The organism is Kordiimonas aestuarii (assembly GCF_025574465.1).
In the GTDB taxonomy this organism is placed as follows: domain Bacteria; phylum Pseudomonadota; class Alphaproteobacteria; order Sphingomonadales; family Kordiimonadaceae; genus Kordiimonas; species Kordiimonas aestuarii.
On the sequence record NZ_JAOBPP010000020.1, the window covers coordinates 317,139 to 335,878 of the forward strand.

At 57.6% G+C, this 18,740-nt stretch carries 15 protein-coding genes; 10 read left to right on the forward strand and 5 right to left on the reverse strand.

Annotation, left to right across the window (positions count from 1 at the left end; all coding sequences use genetic code 11):
* Window positions 1-104 precede the first annotated feature (104 nt).
* Together OEU85_RS10865 and OEU85_RS10870 are read right to left on the reverse strand one after the other, a co-directional pair.
* Window positions 105-1,178 carry a PstS family phosphate ABC transporter substrate-binding protein gene (locus OEU85_RS10865; protein WP_262691503.1) on the reverse strand — a complete coding sequence of 358 codons (1,074 nt, stop codon included), beginning with the start codon at window positions 1,176-1,178 and terminating at the stop codon, window positions 105-107.
* A 134-nt stretch (window positions 1,179-1,312) separates the two neighbouring features.
* Complete coding sequence (locus tag OEU85_RS10870) at window positions 1,313-2,602, reverse strand: sensor histidine kinase (RefSeq protein ID WP_262691504.1); 1,290 nt, start codon at window positions 2,600-2,602, stop codon at window positions 1,313-1,315.
* 295 nt (window positions 2,603-2,897) lie between these two features.
* Here OEU85_RS10870 and OEU85_RS10875 point away from each other — a divergent pair, with 295 nt between their 5' ends.
* The 4 genes from OEU85_RS10875 to OEU85_RS10890 are packed head-to-tail and all read left to right on the forward strand — an operon-like array spanning window position 2,898 to window position 5,998.
* Entirely contained in the window at window positions 2,898-3,713 is an 816-nt protein-coding gene (locus tag OEU85_RS10875) for a hypothetical protein (RefSeq protein ID WP_262691505.1), read from the forward strand.
* A gap of 16 nt (window positions 3,714-3,729) precedes the next feature.
* A complete protein-coding gene (locus OEU85_RS10880; RefSeq protein ID WP_262691506.1) occupies window positions 3,730-4,035 on the forward strand; it encodes a hypothetical protein in 306 nt (101 codons plus the stop codon).
* A complete protein-coding gene (locus OEU85_RS10885; RefSeq protein ID WP_262691507.1) occupies window positions 4,032-4,961 on the forward strand; it encodes an HprK-related kinase A in 930 nt (309 codons plus the stop codon). The genes OEU85_RS10880 and OEU85_RS10885 overlap by 4 nt, the downstream gene beginning before the upstream one ends.
* Window positions 4,958-5,998 (forward strand): nucleotidyltransferase domain-containing protein, encoded by a 1,041-nt coding sequence (locus tag OEU85_RS10890; protein WP_262691508.1) that lies wholly within the window; start codon window positions 4,958-4,960, stop codon window positions 5,996-5,998. Before OEU85_RS10885 ends, OEU85_RS10890 begins: the two co-directional genes overlap by 4 nt.
* Here the strand turns inward: OEU85_RS10890 and gph are convergent.
* The gene (gene gph, locus OEU85_RS10895) at window positions 5,955-6,620 is read right to left on the reverse strand and encodes a phosphoglycolate phosphatase (protein ID WP_262691509.1); all 666 of its coding nucleotides are present in this window, start codon (window positions 6,618-6,620) and stop codon (window positions 5,955-5,957) included. The two genes, OEU85_RS10890 and gph, sit on opposite strands and share 44 nt — an antisense overlap.
* A 415-nt stretch (window positions 6,621-7,035) precedes the next feature.
* On the opposite strand from gph, the gene OEU85_RS10900 reads away from it, so the two are divergent.
* Window positions 7,036-8,409, forward strand: coding sequence for a class II 3-deoxy-7-phosphoheptulonate synthase (locus OEU85_RS10900; protein WP_262691510.1), 1,374 nt, complete (start codon window positions 7,036-7,038; stop codon window positions 8,407-8,409).
* Between the two features lie 249 nt (window positions 8,410-8,658).
* On the opposite strand, the gene OEU85_RS10905 is transcribed toward OEU85_RS10900, so the two are convergent.
* Window positions 8,659-10,662, reverse strand: coding sequence for a calcium-binding protein (locus OEU85_RS10905; protein WP_262691511.1), 2,004 nt, complete (start codon window positions 10,660-10,662; stop codon window positions 8,659-8,661).
* Between the two features lie 430 nt (window positions 10,663-11,092).
* Window positions 11,093-12,721 (reverse strand): VCBS domain-containing protein, encoded by a 1,629-nt coding sequence (locus OEU85_RS10910; RefSeq protein ID WP_262691512.1) that lies wholly within the window; start codon window positions 12,719-12,721, stop codon window positions 11,093-11,095.
* Between the two features lie 183 nt (window positions 12,722-12,904).
* On the opposite strand from OEU85_RS10910, the gene OEU85_RS10915 reads away from it, so the two are divergent.
* The 5 genes from OEU85_RS10915 (at window position 12,905) to OEU85_RS10935 (ending at window position 18,736) form a co-directional block, all read left to right on the forward strand.
* Window positions 12,905-14,593 (forward strand): NAD+ synthase, encoded by a 1,689-nt coding sequence (locus OEU85_RS10915; RefSeq protein ID WP_262691513.1) that lies wholly within the window; start codon window positions 12,905-12,907, stop codon window positions 14,591-14,593.
* A 32-nt stretch (window positions 14,594-14,625) separates the two neighbouring features.
* Window positions 14,626-15,957: a glutamate--tRNA ligase gene (gltX, locus tag OEU85_RS10920; protein ID WP_262691514.1), complete on the forward strand. Its 1,332-nt coding sequence runs from the start codon at window positions 14,626-14,628 to the stop codon at window positions 15,955-15,957.
* A gap of 9 nt (window positions 15,958-15,966) precedes the next feature.
* Window positions 15,967-17,304: a cysteine--tRNA ligase gene (cysS, locus tag OEU85_RS10925; protein ID WP_262691515.1), complete on the forward strand. Its 1,338-nt coding sequence runs from the start codon at window positions 15,967-15,969 to the stop codon at window positions 17,302-17,304.
* The gene (locus OEU85_RS10930; protein WP_262691516.1) at window positions 17,304-18,044 is read left to right on the forward strand and encodes an RNA methyltransferase; all 741 of its coding nucleotides are present in this window, start codon (window positions 17,304-17,306) and stop codon (window positions 18,042-18,044) included. Before cysS ends, OEU85_RS10930 begins: the two co-directional genes overlap by 1 nt.
* A gap of 98 nt (window positions 18,045-18,142) precedes the next feature.
* Window positions 18,143-18,736, forward strand: coding sequence for a C-type lectin domain-containing protein (locus OEU85_RS10935; protein ID WP_262691517.1), 594 nt, complete (start codon window positions 18,143-18,145; stop codon window positions 18,734-18,736).
* The last annotated feature ends 4 nt before the right edge of the window (window positions 18,737-18,740 follow it).

Below are 18,740 nucleotides of genomic sequence, written 5' to 3' on the forward strand. Positions count from 1 at the left end.
TCGTGGTAGGGATAAGCCCTGTCAGCACTGGGTAATTTGGTACTTTGAAGCGGGCCTGCGCCTTTATGCAGTGGCGCGACCCGCTTCCTCATTGCCTTTCAGCCTTAGTCAAGGCTCAGGTTTGTCAGGGCCTTGGCTTCAGCCCGATATTTTGCGCGCTCTTCTTCCGAAAGCGGGATCAGGCCACGGTCGGCAAGGTAACCAAAGTCACCCCACGCCTGATCGTTGGTAAATTCGGCCAGAAATTCACGGATACCCGGTACCACGTCAACATGCGCCTTTTTAACGTAAAAGAAAAGCGAGCGGGAAATTGGGTAGGCGCCGTCTGAGATCGCCTCGAAAGTTGGTGCCTGAGGCTCGTCACCTTCGGCCGCAACCGGGAATGCCTTGAGGGCGTCAGCGTTCTGGTCAAGGAAGCTAAACCCGAAGATACCAACAGCTTCGTGATTGGCCTGAAGCTTCTGGACAATCAGGTTATCGTTCTCGCCCGCTTCAACAAAGGCGCTATCCTCACGGATGCCGCGGCAAAGCGCTTTGTACGATCCGCTGTCGGTTTTCTTCAAAGCTTTCATGCCCGAGAATGTTTCACAACCGCCTTCGATTGCCAGCTCGTTAAATGCGTCGCGCGTGCCGGAGGTCGGCGGCGGGCCAAGTACAACGATCGGACGATTGGGAAGCTCGGGGTTAACATCGGCCCAGGTCCTGTTCGGGTTGGCAATCATATTGCCAAGGCCACCTTCCGTACCCGGTGCCGGGATCTTGGCCGCGAGCGCGAGATACAGGTCCCGAAGTGTCAGGCTCATGTCCGGCGCGCTTTTGTCTGAGGCAATCACGATTCCGTCGAAACCAATCTTTACCTCTACGATGTTGGTCACACCGTTTTGCGCGCATAGTTCAACCTCGGATTTTTTAATCCGGCGCGACGCGTTGGTGATATCGGGGTGGTTGGTGCCAATGCCCGAGCAGAAAAGTTTCAGACCACCACCGGAGCCGGTCGATTCGACGATTGGGGTTTTGAAGTTCGATGAGCGGCCAAATTCTTCAGCCACAGCTGTCGAGAAAGGGAAGACGGTTGAAGAACCGACGATACGAATCTGGTCTCGTGACTGGGCCAGGGTGCCCGAGGATGCAAAAAGGGCTGCCCCTGCAACGGCAGCCGCGATGGCGATTTTTTTCATGTCAAGTTCTCCAAGTCACCTGAGGGTGACGATAACTCTTGTTTTAAATGCGCTGGCTTATGGTAGCGCCCAAATATTTCGATTTTATGCCAGCACCGGTAGCCCTACGCGCCTATTGTTACAGGAAAATGACACTAGCCATTCTGCGGTTTATTTTGCGGAATAGGCAATTTGAAGCTGAAAGACGTACCGGTGCCCAGTTGGCTCTTGATGTCCAGCGAGCTGTTATGCCGCAGCAGGATATGTTTTACGATCGCCAGCCCCAGGCCCGTGCCGCCCATCTTACGCGACCGCGCTGTATCGATGCGATAAAAACGCTCGGTCAGGCGGGCGAGGTGTTCCTGCGCGATACCCGGCCCTTCGTCGGTAATCGAGAGTACAACATGCTTGCCGGTCCGGCCCAGTTCCGTGGCCACATGTACAGTGGTGTTCGGGTCGGCATATTTGGCAGCATTGGTCAAAAGGTTAAGGAAAACCTGGGTTATCTGGTCGCTGTCGGCTACAACATCTCGCACCCCTTCAGCCTGTTCGAAGCTCAGGGTGACCCCGCGCTCGGCCGCGACGGCCTTGACGGTATTGATGGTGCTGATAATCAGTTTGTTGATGTCGGTTGTGGCATTGGGCGCCATATAGCGCGTCATCTCGATCCGGGAGAGTGACAACAGGTCATCGATGAGTCGCACCATGCGTTCGGCCTCGGTTTGCATGATGCCCAGAAAACGTTTGTGGGCTTCCATGTCGCCGACGGCGGGTCCGCGGAGTGTTTCAATGAAGCCGAGGACAGAGGTAAGGGGCGTACGCAGCTCATGGCTTGCATTTGCGACAAAGTCGGCGCGCATGCGCTCGGTTCGTAACAAACTTGTAACTTCGTAGAAATAGACGATGGCACGCACGCCGTCCTGTTGCTTACGGCCTGCAAGCACGGGTGCGACTGTCACATCGAAGCTGCGGTCCTTGCTGGTGGTGTAGCGAATGACGCCGAAATCACCGTATTGGCCGTTCAGGATATTATCAAGTGCTGCAACAAAGTTGGACTGGCGCAGATACAGAAAGGCGTCGTTTCCGACAATGTCGCTGCCCAAAAGGTCTCGGGCGGATTCGTTGGCAAAGGCGATTTTCTTGTCGGCGTCGACCAGCAAAAGCGGTGAGGGGAGGCGGTCCAGCGCGCCCGCACCCAGTAATACGGATGAGCCCGATTTGGATTTGCGTTTTTCCCTGATTGCATGGCGCCGGTTTTCCAGTCGTTCCATTCGGCGCTTGATTTCAAGCTGAAGCAGGAAAGCAGCCGCAACAGCCCCGACGAAAAAAGCGCCGATGAATGTCACCTGACCGACCGACCACATAAGTGCCAGGGTAAAAATCACAGCTGCAACGGTAGACCGTTCGGTCAACAGCCCTTGATATTCTTTAAAGGGTTCGCGCATAAGACTATCAGAATCCTGGGGTGGCTAAATCCTGGGGTGGCTAACCGGCGTTCAGGGAACAGAGGAAAGCCAACAGTTATATAACAACCCATACCCTTTAAATTACAAGCATTGCATTTTTGTGACATTTTTATTTCGTGCAAATTTGTGTCCGGTCCTGTTAATTAGGGCTTGCTTACACTAAAATAGTCGATAGACCCTTATTTGTATTGTGCTGTTAAACTATATTTAACATCATCAATTTAATGCTAGGGTAGCTCGCACGATTGGGATCGCTGCTTGGAGGCCGCAACAGGTGGATAAAAAGAGTAACCAAACTCACGATTTTCTGGAACGGCGGCGCCAGCTCCTGAAGATGGGTGCTGCTGGTATGCCGATGATCCTGACGCTCAAGGCGTCGGCCAATCAGTCGGTCCATTCCGCGTTGGACTGCTCATTCAAAATAACATCGGCTGTCAATTTGCTTGTAAACCATGAAGGCAAGGTGTGGGTTGGTGATGGAAGTATTCGTCAGCACAGCGATGGTCGTTTAAATACAGCTGACATCGCCAGTTTCAAAAGTGACGCCGACTTCGCCTTTCCATCCGGCTCCGCGCCTGACGGTTATGTGCCGAGCGAATGCCCGGACGACGGCTGCAGCGGCGGCGGTGGTGACGGCGACTGGGATGACGATGACTGGTACTTTGGCGGCAGCGGCAAGGATCTGCTGGAGCAGCTTGAGGAAAGTGGCAGCGTCGTTGCCTTTACGAACAACAAGAATAAGAATAAAAATAAGGGCGGTGGCTCTGGCGGCGACGACGATGATGATGATTGTGGGTCCGGTGGCTCCCACGGCGATGACGACGATGACTATTGGGACGATGATGACGGTGGGTCCAGCAGCTCCGGTAGCGAATGGACTGATTGTGGCTACAATTTCTACCAGATCAGCGCCAACACCACGATCACGCCCCTTGAGTATATGAATTCAAGCGGGGATTGGCAGATTTCAGGCACCAAGGGCCTCTACATCGTGCTGGGTGCCAAATATCTGGACTATTATGGCAATGATGGTGGCTTTCCTGGTATCTCTTGCCTGCATTCGATCCTGACTTACCTCGAAACCGCATAAGCGGGGCATCGCCGCGATGTCTTCAAGCGTAGAAAAAGAATGGCTTTGGTTTGCTGACCAAAGCCTTTTTTCTGTCCGCGAGATGGGCGAGGTGACTTATATATACAGCCTTCGGTCAGGCAATACCCATGTGTTTAACGCCGTCTCCATGGCGATGTTGCAGTATTTTGTTGCAGCCCCCCGGGGCGTTGATGAACTGATTGCTCATTTCCCTGACCTTATGGGTGTGACACGGGAAGAATGCCCGCGTGGTGTTATCAGGCGCATCTTCGGCGAGTTGGATGACGCAGGTCTGGTACAGCCCGTGGAGAAACGGGCATGACCGCAGTCAGGGTCGGGACGCTGGCCACAAGGCGGGTAGGGGCGGCATTGGCGGCCGGCCGGTTGAACCTGCATCTGGGGCCCTTTTCAACCGCGTTACAATCGCATAGCGCCAAGGTTACTCGCTATTTTTGCGACCTGTACCGGGATTGTCTGGTCACCTTGAATGAAGACGAAATTGTGGACTACACCTTGAGGGTGGGAGCGCCAAATTTATTGCGTCGTTTTGTCCGGCCGCAGATTGTCCCTGACCCCGGCTTTCATTTCCCCGCGCTTCCTCTGCCGGCCCATATGGCACCTCTTGCGCTTGAAATGGGCATGAACCTTACGGCGGCTTTGCAGTGTTTCCGGTTTGTCATGTTCCATGCTGGCGTGGTGGCCAAAAACGATAATGCCGTTATGATCGCGGCGCACTCCGGCGGCGGAAAAAGCACCTTGACGGCGGCGATGATGGAGGCGGGCTACCGCCTGCTTTCCGACGAATTTGCCATCCTCCACCGAAGCAGGCCGGTGTTACAGCCCTATCCGCGACCGGTCTCGCTCAAAAACGCGTCCATTGACGTGGTGCAGGCGTTCGCCGGCAACGACGCGGTGAGTACGCGCCTTGAAGGAACACCAAAAGGCACGATCGCGTATCGCCGTGCGCGGCGCGCGGATGTTGAAGCGATGAATCAGGTTGCAGTACCCAAGTTATTGATATTTCCGCATTTTACAGACGGGAGGCAGCCTGGAGTGACGCAAGTGGAACCCGCCGACGCCGCTATGCGGCTGGTGGCCGGGTCGCCGAATTATCAGGTGGTGGGCGAAGCCGCGTTCGAAAGTACCATGGCGATGTTCGACAGCCTCGCCTGCTACGAGATCAGCTATGGCAATACAGAGGACAGCGTGCGACTGGTTGAAGACCTGTTCCAGGAGACCGGTGCATGAAGCGCGCATTTTTCAGGGCCGCTGTCGGGCTGACGGCCTTGCCGGAAAACCAGCTTGACCTTTCCCGCTTTCTGCGCTGGGCCGCCCACGATCATATTCTGGGGCAGGTTGCCGCCGCACATGTTGATGAAGCGGGCGGGAAGCTGAAGGATGTCCTTGAAAACGCCCGCATACGCAGCGCTCATGACAGGCGTATGCTCACCTTTGAAGCCGACCGGATTTCGCGGGCGCTGCTGGGCAGCGGCATTGAACCGGTCCTGCTCAAAGGCGGGGCTTATGTGGCGGCGGGGCTGAGAGCCGGGCGCGGCCGCAGGGTCAGCGATATCGATATTCTCGTTGAAGACCAGCGACTTGCCGAAACCGAAGTGCTTCTGCGTGAGGCGGGGTGGCAGGGTGACAGCTCGACAGCGGGGGATTACGACCAGCAATATTACAGGCGCTGGATGCATGAACTGCCGCCGATGCGGCACGGCACGCGCCGGACTCTGATTGATGTACATCATCGTTTACTGCCGCGCACTGCACGGCTGCAACCTCGCCATGACCTGATGATGGCGGCATCCGTCAAGCTTGAAAGTACCGGTTTGCGGGCGTTTAGCCCGATGGATCGCTTCATCCATTCAGCAATCCACATCTGCGCGGATGGAGCCTTCGAGACGGTGGCCCGTAGTTTCATTGAGCTTTATTACCTGTTTGGCGACCTGGAGGCGGATGACCGAAGGCGTCTGATCGACAGGGCTGCCGAGGTTAATGCACTCAAACCCGTTGCGAGTGCGCTATGGGCTGTAAGCCATTATTTTGGCTCGGCAAATGCACATGCGGCCTTGCGTTCCATGGGGGTGATGAAGGTTGGTGTCGCGCTCAGGTTTATCCTGCGGGTTGTGGTGCGGGGCGGTCGGCTTGCGCCTGTCGCGCGCCTTGCGCTTTATGTCCGCAGCCACTATATGCGCATGCCGCTGGCCATGCTTGCCAAGCACCTGTTTTCAAAGGCTTTCAAGCGCGGCGGACAAGCGCGGGCAACGCGCTCAGGTGGCTGATCAGATGATCGGCCCCAAGGTCGTGGGGGGCAATGTCGGTATAGCCAAAATCAACAGCGACCGAAGGGGCAGCGGCATCCCGCGCGGCGGCGATGTCATTGATGCTGTCGCCAACCATCAAGAAAGGCCCGTCGCCGGGTAAAAGCCTTGCTGTTTCAAGGAGATGGCGTGGGTCTGGCTTTTTGAAATCGAAGCTGTCGCCGCCGGTTACCGCATCAAAATAGCGCGCGATATCAAGTGATTGCAGGAGCGGGCGGGTAAGGGCTAGGGGCTTGTTGGTGCAGATGGCGAGGGAAAACCCTTTGTCTTTCAACGCGTTGAGCATAATAAGCCCACCGTCAAACACTCGGGTGCCATCGGCGATATGGTCGCCGTAGTACTTGAGGAACACCGGCAGCAGGTCGGCTGCCTGATGGGTGTCACGGCCGCCCGTGGCCTCAAGCCCCAGCTCGATCAGCCGTTTGGCACCATGGCCCACCATGTGCCTAACCTGTTCAAGCGTGACGGTTTTCCGACCCACGTGGGCCAATACATGATTGGTGGCGGCATGCAGGTCTGCTGCACTGTCCACCAGGGTACCATCAAGGTCGAAAATAATTTTATCAACTGAAAAACGCGTCACGATATGCTATCCTGAAGTCTGTCTTAATGGCGGTTTTGTGCGAAAAACTGTGCGGAAACTGTGCGCAGATTGTGCGAAAACTGTGCGGCAAAACCCGCCTTTTTAGCCAACTATATGCCATTTCTGTGCGGCAGCGTGCCAACCGGGCCGATGAGGCAGATGAACACACTGTTTCAGCGCTACAATAGCGTGCCTGAAGCTATAGATTAGAAATAGGTGCGCGCAAGTGTTAATCTTCGCTGATATAAAAGTGAAAATTTTCGAAGCCCCGGTTTCGGGCGCAAAATGGCTTGCGCGACATAAAATGTCGTGGTCTAAAAGGTAAGATTAGTGCGTGGAAAGAGTTTCTTGTGAAACTTTTGGAAACTTGTAAACGGGTGCCCCGAGAGGGGTACGGTAATGTTGAGGTAAAGTGATGAGTGACTGGCGGCCAGACAGCTGGAAATCGCGGCCTATTGTACAGGTCCCCGAATACCCTGATGCCGATGCGCTGATGCGTGTGGAAGGGGAGCTTTCGAGCTATCCGCCGCTTGTATTTGCTGGCGAAGCCCGCAATTTGAAGGCGCAGCTTGGTGAAGTGGCGGAAGGTCGAGCTTTCCTGCTGCAAGGCGGGGACTGCGCCGAAAGTTTTGCCGAATTCCACCCCAACAATATTCGCGACAGCTTTCGCGTACTGCTGCAAATGGCTGTGGTGCTGACCTTCGCGGCCTCGTGCCCCGTGGTGAAGGTGGGGCGCCTTGCCGGCCAGTTTGCCAAGCCACGTTCAAGCGACACCGAAACGCAGGATGGTGTTGAGCTGCCAAGCTACCGGGGTGATATCATCAACGGTCCGTCATTTGATGCGGCGAGCCGTATCCCTGACCCGGCCCGCATGCTGAAGGCCTATAGCCAGGCGGCGGCGACATTGAACCTGTTGCGGGCGTTCGCGCAGGGTGGTTATGCCAACCTGATGTCGGTGCACCGCTGGAACCTCGATTTCGTCTCGCAAAGTGGCGCGGGTGAAAAATACCGCGAGCTGGCAGACCGGATCGGCGAAGCGCTGTCGTTCATGCAGGCCTGCGGCATTGACCCCGACAGTGTGCATCAGCTTCAGGGCACGGATTTTTACACCAGCCACGAAGCGCTGCTTCTGGGCTACGAGCAGGCGCTGACCCGCGTGGACAGCACGTCGGGAGACTGGTACGACACTTCCGCCCACATGTTGTGGGTGGGTGACCGCACCCGACAGCTTGACGGCGCGCATCTTGAGTTCCTGAGCGGCATCGGTAATCCGGTGGCGGCCAAGGTTGGCCCGACCACGGAAATTGACGGTCTGTTGAAGCTTATTGACAAGCTGAATCCGAAAAACGAAGCCGGGCGCCTGACACTGATCACCCGCTTTGGCGCCGACAAGGTGGACGAGCACCTGCCGCGCCTGTTGCGCGCGGTGAAAGCCGAGGGCCGCAAGGTCGTCTGGTCCTGTGACCCGATGCACGGCAATACCCAAACGTCGCAAAGCGGCCTGAAGACCCGACCGTTCGACCGGGTGCTGAAGGAAGTGAAACAGGTATTCGCCTGTCACCGCAGCGAGGGTACCTATGCAGGTGGCATCCACCTTGAGCTCACCGGCCAGAATGTGACCGAATGCATCGGCGGTGCCGTGGCGATCACGGAAGAGGGGCTTTCAAGCCGCTATCACACCCACTGTGACCCGCGCCTGAACGCCAGCCAGTCGATCGAGATGGCCTTCCAGCTTGCCGAAGCGCTGAAGGAAGAGCGCCTCGCCATGAGCGAGACGGCCGCAGCGTAAAACCTGAGTATATGGAAAATGAAAAGGCGACCTCAGGGTCGCCTTATAGGAATAGCCGATGAGACGTCGGTAGGAAGGTATGAGAGATGAGAATGCCCGGTTCCGCTGACCAGATCTGACCTTGGGTGGTTGCCAATTTGAACATGTTGTAAGGCCATAGGGAAGCCTCCCTAAGGCCTTTGTTATTTTGGGGCCTGCTGCTCCGGTGGGCAGGATTGCTTCCGGCGCACCAAGTTCGTTTTGCTAAAGCTAACTAATGGTGGTCGCACCTTCAATCTCGCTGATGCTGACACCCGCGACAAAGATGAAGTCAATGCCTGAGGTATGCAAGAGCACGCCGGACTGGCCGCGCATGCTGGCATTCTCGGCCGAGAGGTCGGCAAAGCTGTCGATGCCAGTGAGGGCCGTCAGGTCGAGCGTGTCTTCATCGGCGTTGAAATCGGTGATGAAATCACCGCCGTGGCCGTCCGCATAGAGCAGGGTATCAGCCCCCGCGCCGGTCTCGATAATATCATTGCCAAGGTTACCGGTGAGGCTGTCATCGCCGCTGCCACCCAGCAGGATGTCGCGGCCATCACCGCCGTCGAGCGTATCGTTACCGGCTTCGCCATAAAGCACGTCGTTGCCATCTTCCGCTGTCACAAGATCATCGCCGTCCCCGGCCCAGAACTTATTTCCGCCTGTGCTGCCGGTGAGGGTGTCATCAAAGGCGGAGCCCACCACTTCCTCGATCCGGATCAGCACATCACCTGCCGCATCGCCCGCATACCCGCGGCCTGCGTCAAGGTCGACATTCACGGCGGTCGCCGATGCGCCATAATTCACCCGGTCGTGGCCACCACCGCCATGCAGGTAATCCGCTCCGGCGTCACCCGCGAGCAGGTCAAAGCCGTCCCCACCCATCAGGCGGTTGTCGCCTGCGTCACCGATGAGGGTGTCATTGAAGGCAGTGCCTGCCACATCTTCCATGCCCGAGAAGCGGTCACCTTCGGCATCTCCCGCGCGCGCACGTCCACGGCTAAGGTCTGCCATTACGCCCGCGGAGGAGGCGGTATAGTCAAGCAGGTCCTGGCCCGCACCGCCCTCCATCGTGTCAGCGCCCGCGCCGCCAGCAAGGGTGTCATCGCCACTACCGCCCGCGAGCGCGTCATCGCCCGCGCCGCCATCGATGGTGCCCGTAACAAGGCCACCGCCTGTGAGTACGTCATCGCCCGCGCCGAAGCTGACCGCTCCATCAAGTGTGCCGGTGTTGTTGACCGTGATGCCAACGTCTCCGCTTCCCTGAATTGCATATGCCGACCCCGTGACGGTGCCGGAGTTCGTGATGGTTAGCGCACCGAGATCAATTTCGGCATAAATGCCGACCTCAGCCGTGATCTGGCCGCTATTAGAGATGGTGCCGCCGCGGGACGCTGCGCGAATGCCAAAAGAGGCCGAACCACCTGACGCAGTGATTGTGCCACCATTGTCGATGTCGACGATCCCCGAGCTGTTATTAATGCCATAGGCACGGCCACTATCTCCGGCCCAGATAGTCATTGTGCCGGTATTGGCAACCTGTGAGCCAGCCATGGTCACACCCCAGGCTCGCTCGGCCGCAATCACTGTCATGTCGCCCTGATGATTGATGGTGTTGCCGCCGTCTGTGATAATGCCGATGCCAGTCCGGTAACCTGCGACAACAACCATCTCGCCCGCGACAGTTAACTCATTGCCCGCGCTGGAAATGCCAAAGCCGTAATAGGTGCCTTCTATATAATCAGCATCGGCCCAGCCACCGATCCAGACATCGTCTTCGTAAGATACGTTCAAGTCACTTCCGTCAATCAGCACGGCAGACTGCGAACTTGCTGTCGTATGAAGGAAGAAGGTGGCGTCGCCACCCGAGATCGTGCCGCTTGAGGTAATGCTGATACCTTCGGATACGGTCTCCGGTCGGGCGCCTGTTGTCGGCATGGCGCTCTCGCCATTGTTGGTATCGGGCACAAAGAAAGTGGCGAAATCGTCGCCAATGAAATTGACATTGAGCATGTCGAAAGGCGCTACGTCTTCAAGGGTGAGGACATTGCCGTCACCGTCAGTGACGGTTGTATCTGTATCCGACTGCTCGATCGTGAGGTCGGAATACGTCAGCCCCGAACCTCTGAGGTCGAGGACATCCTCGTCCACGTTGAAGTCGGTGATGGTGTCGTCGTTCCAGCCGCTTGCAAATACGAAATTGTCAGCGCCGCTGGTGCCGGTGAAAGCTGCCACGATATTCCCCAATCCAGTTCTAGCCGATTTTAGACCGTGTATCAGCAGTTTGTTGCAATAGTGATGCACCTGAAGAGACACATTCGAGGCAAATTAAAACTTCCAGCGTCAAAACGGGGCCATGACGGGCTGTGCCAATCCCACGAGAAAGCCATTAATCACTTCATAACACTAACTTGAAGGTGATACAAACTCGACAAGAAACATTACCGGCTATTGCCAATTGCCGGTGCGGGCGAGGTAACTTTATATCGTATTAATGTAACTGAGCAGATGACAAGGGCTTATAGGCGGCAAAAGCGCGGCAGGCAAAGGCGGGATCCGTGCCCCACTATGGCCCCGCCACTTCTAGCGCCGTCGGGCAAAAGGGCACGGCGGTCTGGCTGCTGTGTCCTTTTTACATCCTGTGTATTGGCCGGCCGAACGCGGGTCAGTTCACAATTGTCGCCGCTTCCGCGTCCCCGCTCGTGAGCCCGATGATGAAGATGCTTGTGCTTTCCGAGGTATGCAGTAGCACACCAGCCTCGCCGCCCGAAGTGCTGTCTTCCGCCCTAAGGTCGGAGAAGTGGTCAATATCTGCGATCAAACTGAGGTCGAGGCTGTCTTGCTCGGCGTTGAAGTCGGTGATCACGTCGGTGCCATGGTCGTTTGCGAAGACAAAACTGTCCGCCCCGTCACCGCCCGCGAGTGTATCGTCGCCCGCGCCGCCCCACAGGGTATCGTCGCCCGTGCCGCCCGTGACACTGTCGTCACCCGCGCCGTTATAAATGAGGTCGTCGCCCGCGCCGCCTGAAAGCGTGTCATTGCTGCCTGCGCCATAGAGCGTGTCGTCGCCGCCCATGCCGTTGAGCACATCGTCGCCGTCATGGCCGCCGATGAGGTCGTCACCGCCGGAACCGGTGGCCTCGTCATTGCCGAGCCCGGCCCACAGTTGGTTGGGTGCGCTGTCGTCGTCATCTTCACCCGCGCTACCGGCAAAGAGCGTGTCGTTGCCTGCGCCCCCCACCAGCGTGTCGGAGCCCATGCCGCCTGTGAGCGTGTCGTTATCCTCGGAGCCACGAAGGGTGTCGTTGCCGTCGGTGCCGGGCAGGGCAACACTTTCGTCCTTGTCGAGAACGCGGACGGTTTGAAAGCGCACACTCGTGGCGCCAACGCTATCGGTTGCGGTGATGCGCGCGGTGAGTTCGGACGCGGTTTCATAGTCAAGCGCAACTCCGTCCGCGAGCCAGAGTTCGTTGCCTTGTACGCGGAACCGCTCGTCGGATACACTGAAGCTGACAGCATCGCCGTCCACATCCGTGGCAGAGAGCGTGCCGATAAAGGCACCGGCCTCATTCTCCGCCACACCATCGCTCGCGAGTTGCGGGGAGGAGGGGGCGTTGTTTGCCTTGACGTAGGTAATATTCATGGTGCCGCTTGCCTCGGACCAGGCAAAGACATCTTTCACGCTGAAGGTGAAGCTTGTGGTTCCATCGGTATCGGGCGCGGTGAAACGCAATGCGCCAAGGTCGGCGACGTCAATCTTGTCGCCTGCGTGCACGGCATTGCCGTTCAGGGTGAGCGAGCCCTGCTCGGGCAGGCTGTCGATGCGGATGGACTGGACGCCACGCAGCTTGGCAAGGCTGTCTACATCCTCGAAAGGAAAATTGCTGGCGCTGAAGGTAAAGCTGTCGCTTCTGTCGAAACTAATCTCGGCATCGCCGGTTTCGGGTGCGTCGTTTTCCCCTGCAATCAAGAACTTCAGGTTCACGGTATCATTCCCGACCGTGGCAACATTGAAGGAGTCGATGGCCACGGTTGTCGGTTCAACGTAGATGCCGTTTATATAAACGCTGTGCCGGTCGTATGTGAGATAGTTGAGATCGCCGGTTTGTTCATATACCCAACTGCCGTCAGAGGCGATGGTGAGGGTGCCATGCTGTCCGACAATAACGGACGCGACAAACCCGTCAGGATCGTCGGTGGTCATGCTGCCGGTTTTGCTGCTCTGGTCTTCATCGATGACGATGAAAGTCGGATCCCAAGAGCGATCGTCATGAGTGATTGGCTGTCTGTTCATGATAAAATTGGCTCTGTCGCTAACATCATATTTGTTCATGGAACACTATTCGCAATATAATGCCATTGCAAATGGAAAAGCGGGGCTGCAGCACATAGGGCCCCAAGCGGGCATGACGATGGGGCGGCAGTTGCGCGCATATCTCCCCTTGTTCGCCATGGCCTTTGAGGGTAAAAGCGCGGCATGAGCGAGACTTTATCCATATATATAGCGCAACTGAATGCGACCGTGGGGGCGATCGAGGCGAATGCCGAGCGTATCCGCGCGGCTTATGCCCGTGCAGCGGAGGCGGGCGCCGACCTTGTGTTGACGCCCGAGTTGTCGCTGACCGGCTATCCGCTTGAGGATCTTGTACTGAAGCCATTTTTTGTGCGCATGGCGGGCGAGGTGCTGGAAGACCTCGCGGCTGTCACCAGGGGTGCGGGCAAGCCGGGGCTGATTGTGGGCGCGCCGTGGTATGCGGGCAAGGCGCTGCATAATGCCATTTTCCTGCTGGAAGACGGCGCGGTGAAGGCCGTGCGCTATAAGCAGGAACTACCGAACTACGGCGTGTTTGACGAAAAACGCGTGTTTGTGCCGGGCAGCGCACCGGAGGTCATCGACTTCCGCGGCCACAAGCTTGGTGTGCTGATATGCGAGGACATGTGGTTCCCCGGTGTGGCAGGCGTGCTGAAGGCGCAAGGGGCCGAAATATTGCTGGTGCCGACCTGCAGCCCGTTTGAACTTGATAAACACCCCGAGCGGCAGGTGCATGCGCGCAACCGCGTTGATGAAACCGGGCTTGCGCTGGTGTTTTGTAACGAGATTTGCGGGCAGGACGAACTGGTGTTTGATGGTGCCAGTTTTGTGATGAACCCGGACGGCAATGTCCCGGTGCAGATGGATGCCTGGCGCGAGGCTGAACTGCTGACCGTATGGCAGGGCGCAGGTACAGGCGTTGGTGCAGGCCTGAGGTGCGAGACCTCGCACGCGGGTTATATGCCGGGCCAAATGGAAAGCATGTATCAGGCCATGGTGCTGGGCTTGAAGGATTATGTCACCAAGAACCGTTTTCCCGGTGTGGTGCTTGGTCTCTCGGGCGGGATCGACAGCGCGCTTTCAGCCGCTGTGGCGGTGGACGCATTGGGGCCTGACAAGGTGCACTGTGTGATGATGCCGTCGCGCTACACCTCCGGCGAAAGCGTGACGGACGCGGAAAAATGCGCAAAGGCGCTCGGTTGCCGGTATGACACCATCACCATCAAGCCAGGTGTTGAGGCGTTTGGCGAGATGCTGGGGCCGATTTTTGAGGGCACCAAGCCGGATACCACGGAAGAGAACATCCAGTCGCGCCTGCGCGGCCTTATCCTCATGTCGGTCTCCAACAAATTTGGCGCCATGGTGCTAACCACCGGCAACAAGTCCGAAGTGTCGGTGGGCTACGCCACGCTTTATGGCGACATGTGCGGTGGGTATAATGCGCTGAAGGATGTCTATAAGGCCGATGTGTTTGCGCTGTCGCACTGGCGCAACGCCCATGTGCCTGCTGGCGCACTGGGGCCGGGCGGTGAAGTTATCCCCGAAAATATTATCACCAAACCGCCGACTGCCGAACTGAGGGAAGAGCAGAAAGACGAAGACAGCCTGCCACCCTATGACAAGCTGGATGATATGCTCAGGTGTCTGGTCGATGAGGAGATGTCGGTGGCCGAGGTTGTGGCGCGCGGGCACGAATTTTCCGATGTTGCCCGCATCGAGCACCTGTTATACATCGCCGAATACAAGCGGCGACAGGCAGCGCCCGGCGTGAAGATCACCCGCAAGAATTTTGGCCGTGATAGGCGCTATCCTATCACCAATGGTTTCCGCAGTGCGCGAAAACACAATATATAGTAATTACTTAGCTAAGCTAACTGGATAAAATCATGACTGTTAAGGTTCGTTTCGCCCCGTCGCCCACCGGCAAACTGCATGTGGGGAATATTCGCGCAGCCCTCGTGAACTGGCTGTTTGCGCGGCAGCAGGGTGGCACCTTTGTCCTGCGTATCGACGACACCGACCGTGAGCGGTCGACGGTCGAGAATGAAGAAGCGATCAAGGCGGACCTCACATGGCTTGGCCTTGAGTGGGACGAGACCTTCCGCCAGAGCGAACGCTTCGCGCGTTATGACGCCGTGGTTGAGAAACTGAAGACTGAAGGGCGGCTTTACGCCTGTTACGAGACCGCCGAAGAGCTGGACATGAAACGCAAGATCCAGATGGGTCGCGGCAAGCCGCCGGTGTATGACCGGTCCGCGCTGAAGCTGACGGACGACGAGAAAGCGAAACTTGAGGCCGAGGGCCGCAAGCCGCATTGGCGTTTCAAGCTGGCAACACCGGCACGGGTGGAATGGACCGACCTTATTCGCGGCGATGTGTCCATCGATCTTGAGGCGCTCAGCGACCCGATCCTGATCCGCGAAGATGGTTCCTACCTTTATACGCTGCCCAGCGTTGTGGATGACGTGGACTATGGCATCACGCACATTGTGCGCGGCGAAGATCATGTGACCAACTCGGCGGTGCAGGTACAGATATTCGAAGCTGTTGGCGGCAAGGCACCAGAGATGGCGCATTTCGCCCTTCTGACCGGCAAGGGCGGCGAGGGGCTGTCCAAGCGCCATGGTGCCATGTCGATTGAGGAATACCGTGACGAGGCGGGTGTTGAACCGATGGCGATTGTCAGCCTGCTGGCGCGCGTGGGGACATCCGAGCCGATTGAACCCTTTGCCGAAGTTCAGCCGCTCATTGATGGTTTTGATTTCGGCAAGTTTGGCCGTTCAACCGCGAAGCTGGACCCGGCGGACCTTGATACACTCAACGCCAAAATTCTGCACATGACGCCCTATGACGCCATCAAGCACAAGCTTGACGGCGTGGATGAGGCTTTCTGGGCCACGGTGCAGCCAAACCTCAACAAGCTGGCGGATGTGGGCGAATGGCTGGCGATTGTGAATGGCCCGGTCACCCCTGTGATCGAAGACGCTGACCATATCGCCAAAACACGGGACTTGCTTCCTGAAGGTGAACTGAGCACGGAGACTTGGGGCGCGTGGACAAATGCGATCAAGGAAGCGACGGGCGTTAAAGGCCGTGCGCTCTTTATGCCGCTGCGGCAAGCGCTGACTGGCCAGAATCACGGGCCGGACATGGGCGCGCTCTTGCCGCTGATTGGCCGCGAGAAAGTGTTGGCGCGGCTTGAGGGCAAAAGCGCGTAAGGGGGCGGCATGAGTGATATCTATCTCTACAACACGCTTGCGCGCGAAAAGCAGACGTTCGCGCCCATAAACGACAAGAATGTACGCCTTTATGTGTGCGGACCCACGGTGTGGGACTATGCGCACATTGGTAACGCGCGCCCGGTTGTGGTGTTTGACACCTTGTTCCGCCTGTTGCGCCATGAATACGGCGCGGACCATGTGACCTACGCGCGCAATTTCACCGACATTGACGACAAGATCATGAACCGCGCGCTGGATGAGGGTGTGTCGATCAAGGCGATCAGCAAGCGGTATGCCAAGGCCTATGAAGAAGACATGGCCACGCTTGGTGCGCTGACGCCGACGATCCAGCCCAAGGCGACGGAACACATCCCCGAGATGATCCGCATGATGCAGACCTTGATTGAGCGCGGCCACGCTTACGCGGCAGAAGGCCATGTGATGTTCAGCGTGCCGTCGATGGAAAACTATGGCCGCCTGTCGCGCCATAGCCGGGATGAGCTGGTGGCGGGTGCCCGAGTTGAAGTGGCCCCCCTCAAGCGCGACCCGGCGGACTTTGTGCTGTGGAAACCTTCGTCTGAGGAGCAGGTGGGCTGGAACAGCCCCTGGGGCCGTGGCCGACCTGGCTGGCACCTTGAATGTTCCTGCATGATTGAAAAGCATCTGGGCGAGACGATCGACATTCACGCGGGTGGGCAGGACCTTATCTTTCCGCACCATGAAAACGAGATCGCGCAAAGCGAATGCACCCACGGCAAAACTTTTGTGAATTACTGGATGCATAACGGCTACCTGACGGTGAACGGCGAGAAGATGTCCAAGTCGCTGGGCAACTTCCATACGGTGCATGACCTGATCGCCGAGCATCCGGGCGAAGCTATCCGCATGAGCCTCTTGGCCGCGCATTACCGCCAGCCGGTGGACTTTTCGGTGGAAAGCATGCGCGAGCAGAAGCGGCGGCTGGACCGCTGGTACCGCCTGACGGACGGTGTTGTGGCGTCTGCCCATGTGCCGGAAACAGTGATTGCCGCGCTCAAGGATGATCTCAACACGCCCAAGGCCATTGCGGCGCTTGATGCGCTGGCGACACCTGAGGGCGCCCCAAAACTCAAGGCCGGGGCCCAGTTCATGGGTTTTCTGTCCGTTGGCGCTTCGGTATGGTTTCAGGGCGACGCACCTGCGGGCATCACGGCGGCTGAGATTGAAGCCAGGATTGCCGAGCGACTGGAGGCGCGCAAAAACAAGGATTTTGCCGCATCCGACCGTATCCGCGATGAACTCGCCGCGGTGGGCATTGTGCTTGAGGATAGCGCGGGCCTGACCACATGGCGCAAGGCCCACTGATGAGTGAGAACAAACAACCTGCTATCATCCTCGTACGGCCGCAGCTTGGCGAGAATATTGGCAAGGCGGCACGCGCCATGCTCAATTTCGGCCTCACCGACATGCGGCTTGTGGCCCCGCGTGACGGCTGGCCCAACCCGGCGGCCGGCCCCGCGGCCGCGGACGCCGATATCGTGCTTGAACGCGCACGCGTGTTCGGTACGGTTGAAGATGCGGTGGCAGACCTTGCCCACGTCTACGCCTCCACCGTGCGGGACCGTGACATGCCCAAACCGGTGGCCACGCCGCGAGAGGCCGCAAAGCAAATGCACACCGCGTTTGGCGAGGGCCGCACGGCGGGCATCCTGTTCGGGCCTGAGCGCTCGGGCCTGACCAATGATGACGTTGTGCTGGCGGATACCATCCTGACCGTGCCGGTAAACCCGAAGTTTGCCAGCCTCAACCTGGCGCAGGCGGTGGTTTTGGTGGCTTATGAGTTTTATCACCTTGCGGACGGTACACCCGCATATCAACCGTCTCACCCTGAAGGTGTGGCGTCAAAGGAAGAGCTGATTGGCCTGATGGAGCATCTGGAGACAGAGCTGGATAAGCGCGGTTTTTTCCGTTCCGAAGACCGCCGCGCGCCGATGCGCCGCACCTTGCGAAACCTGATCCAGAATGCCAGTTTTTCCAAACAGGAAGTCTATACACTGCGCGGCGTGGTGAAGTCGCTGGCCCGACCACCGAAAGAAGATCGCTAATTCATCCAGAAAACGAGCCTGTTCATCTTTGATACAGGCTCTTTCGTTTTTAATAGCCTTTCTGTAGGCTAGGGCCTTGAGAAGATGATGGAGGGTTTATGTCGGTTCTTGCAAGCATGATGGTCGCGGTCACGATGATGATGCAAGGCGTTGATGATACCGGCACGGCCATCGCGCGCCCCATCGGTGACGTGTATCTCAATGAAGAGACCGGCAGCTACTATCAGGTTTTCGATTTTGTCGGCAAACCGCCGCACACTTGGGAACACGCTCGCCGCATGGTCAAGGGATACCGCTATGAGGGCAGGGAAGGTCGTCTCGCCGTTGTGCGTGACATCAGCACCCATTATTTCCTCATCATGAAATTCCCGAAACTGCGGCAGCAAAAAATGTGGATTGGCCTGCGCGCGACATGTAACGAAACGGCCGACCTCGAATGGGTGGATGGGACATCGTTGATGGACCAGAGCTTCCGCGGGTTTGGCGATGGCGTGCTGCGCGATATCAGCCGTGTCTGCCGTGCCCGCAAGGATAGCGGCGACATTTTGCCGGTTTATTATGAGCCGGATCAGTTTGGTGTGCGCTGGCAGGTTGGCAGTGCACGGACGGACATGGCCTACATGATGGTGGAATTCCCTGTCCCGGGAGACGACGACGAACAGCCGCTCGACGAAGCGGCTGCGAAACAGTAATGCG

Excerpts from the sequence above, each read along its gene's own strand:
- OEU85_RS10865 (WP_262691503.1), bottom strand. The coding sequence starts at position 1,178 with ATGAAAAAAATCGCCATCGCGGCTGCCGTTGCAGGGGCAGCCCTTTTT.
- OEU85_RS10870 (WP_262691504.1), bottom strand. The coding sequence starts at position 2,602 with ATGCGCGAACCCTTTAAAGAATATCAAGGGCTGTTGACCGAACGGTCT.
- OEU85_RS10880 (WP_262691506.1), top strand. The coding sequence starts at position 3,730 with ATGTCTTCAAGCGTAGAAAAAGAATGGCTTTGGTTTGCTGACCAAAGC.
- OEU85_RS10885 (WP_262691507.1), top strand. The coding sequence starts at position 4,032 with ATGACCGCAGTCAGGGTCGGGACGCTGGCCACAAGGCGGGTAGGGGCG.
- OEU85_RS10890 (WP_262691508.1), top strand. The coding sequence starts at position 4,958 with ATGAAGCGCGCATTTTTCAGGGCCGCTGTCGGGCTGACGGCCTTGCCG.
- OEU85_RS10900 (WP_262691510.1), top strand. The coding sequence starts at position 7,036 with ATGAGTGACTGGCGGCCAGACAGCTGGAAATCGCGGCCTATTGTACAG.
- OEU85_RS10910 (WP_262691512.1), bottom strand. The coding sequence starts at position 12,721 with ATGAACAGACAGCCAATCACTCATGACGATCGCTCTTGGGATCCGACT.
- OEU85_RS10915 (WP_262691513.1), top strand. The coding sequence starts at position 12,905 with ATGAGCGAGACTTTATCCATATATATAGCGCAACTGAATGCGACCGTG.
- gltX (WP_262691514.1), top strand. The coding sequence starts at position 14,626 with ATGACTGTTAAGGTTCGTTTCGCCCCGTCGCCCACCGGCAAACTGCAT.
- cysS (WP_262691515.1), top strand. The coding sequence starts at position 15,967 with ATGAGTGATATCTATCTCTACAACACGCTTGCGCGCGAAAAGCAGACG.
- OEU85_RS10930 (WP_262691516.1), top strand. The coding sequence starts at position 17,304 with ATGAGTGAGAACAAACAACCTGCTATCATCCTCGTACGGCCGCAGCTT.
- OEU85_RS10935 (WP_262691517.1), top strand. The coding sequence starts at position 18,143 with ATGTCGGTTCTTGCAAGCATGATGGTCGCGGTCACGATGATGATGCAA.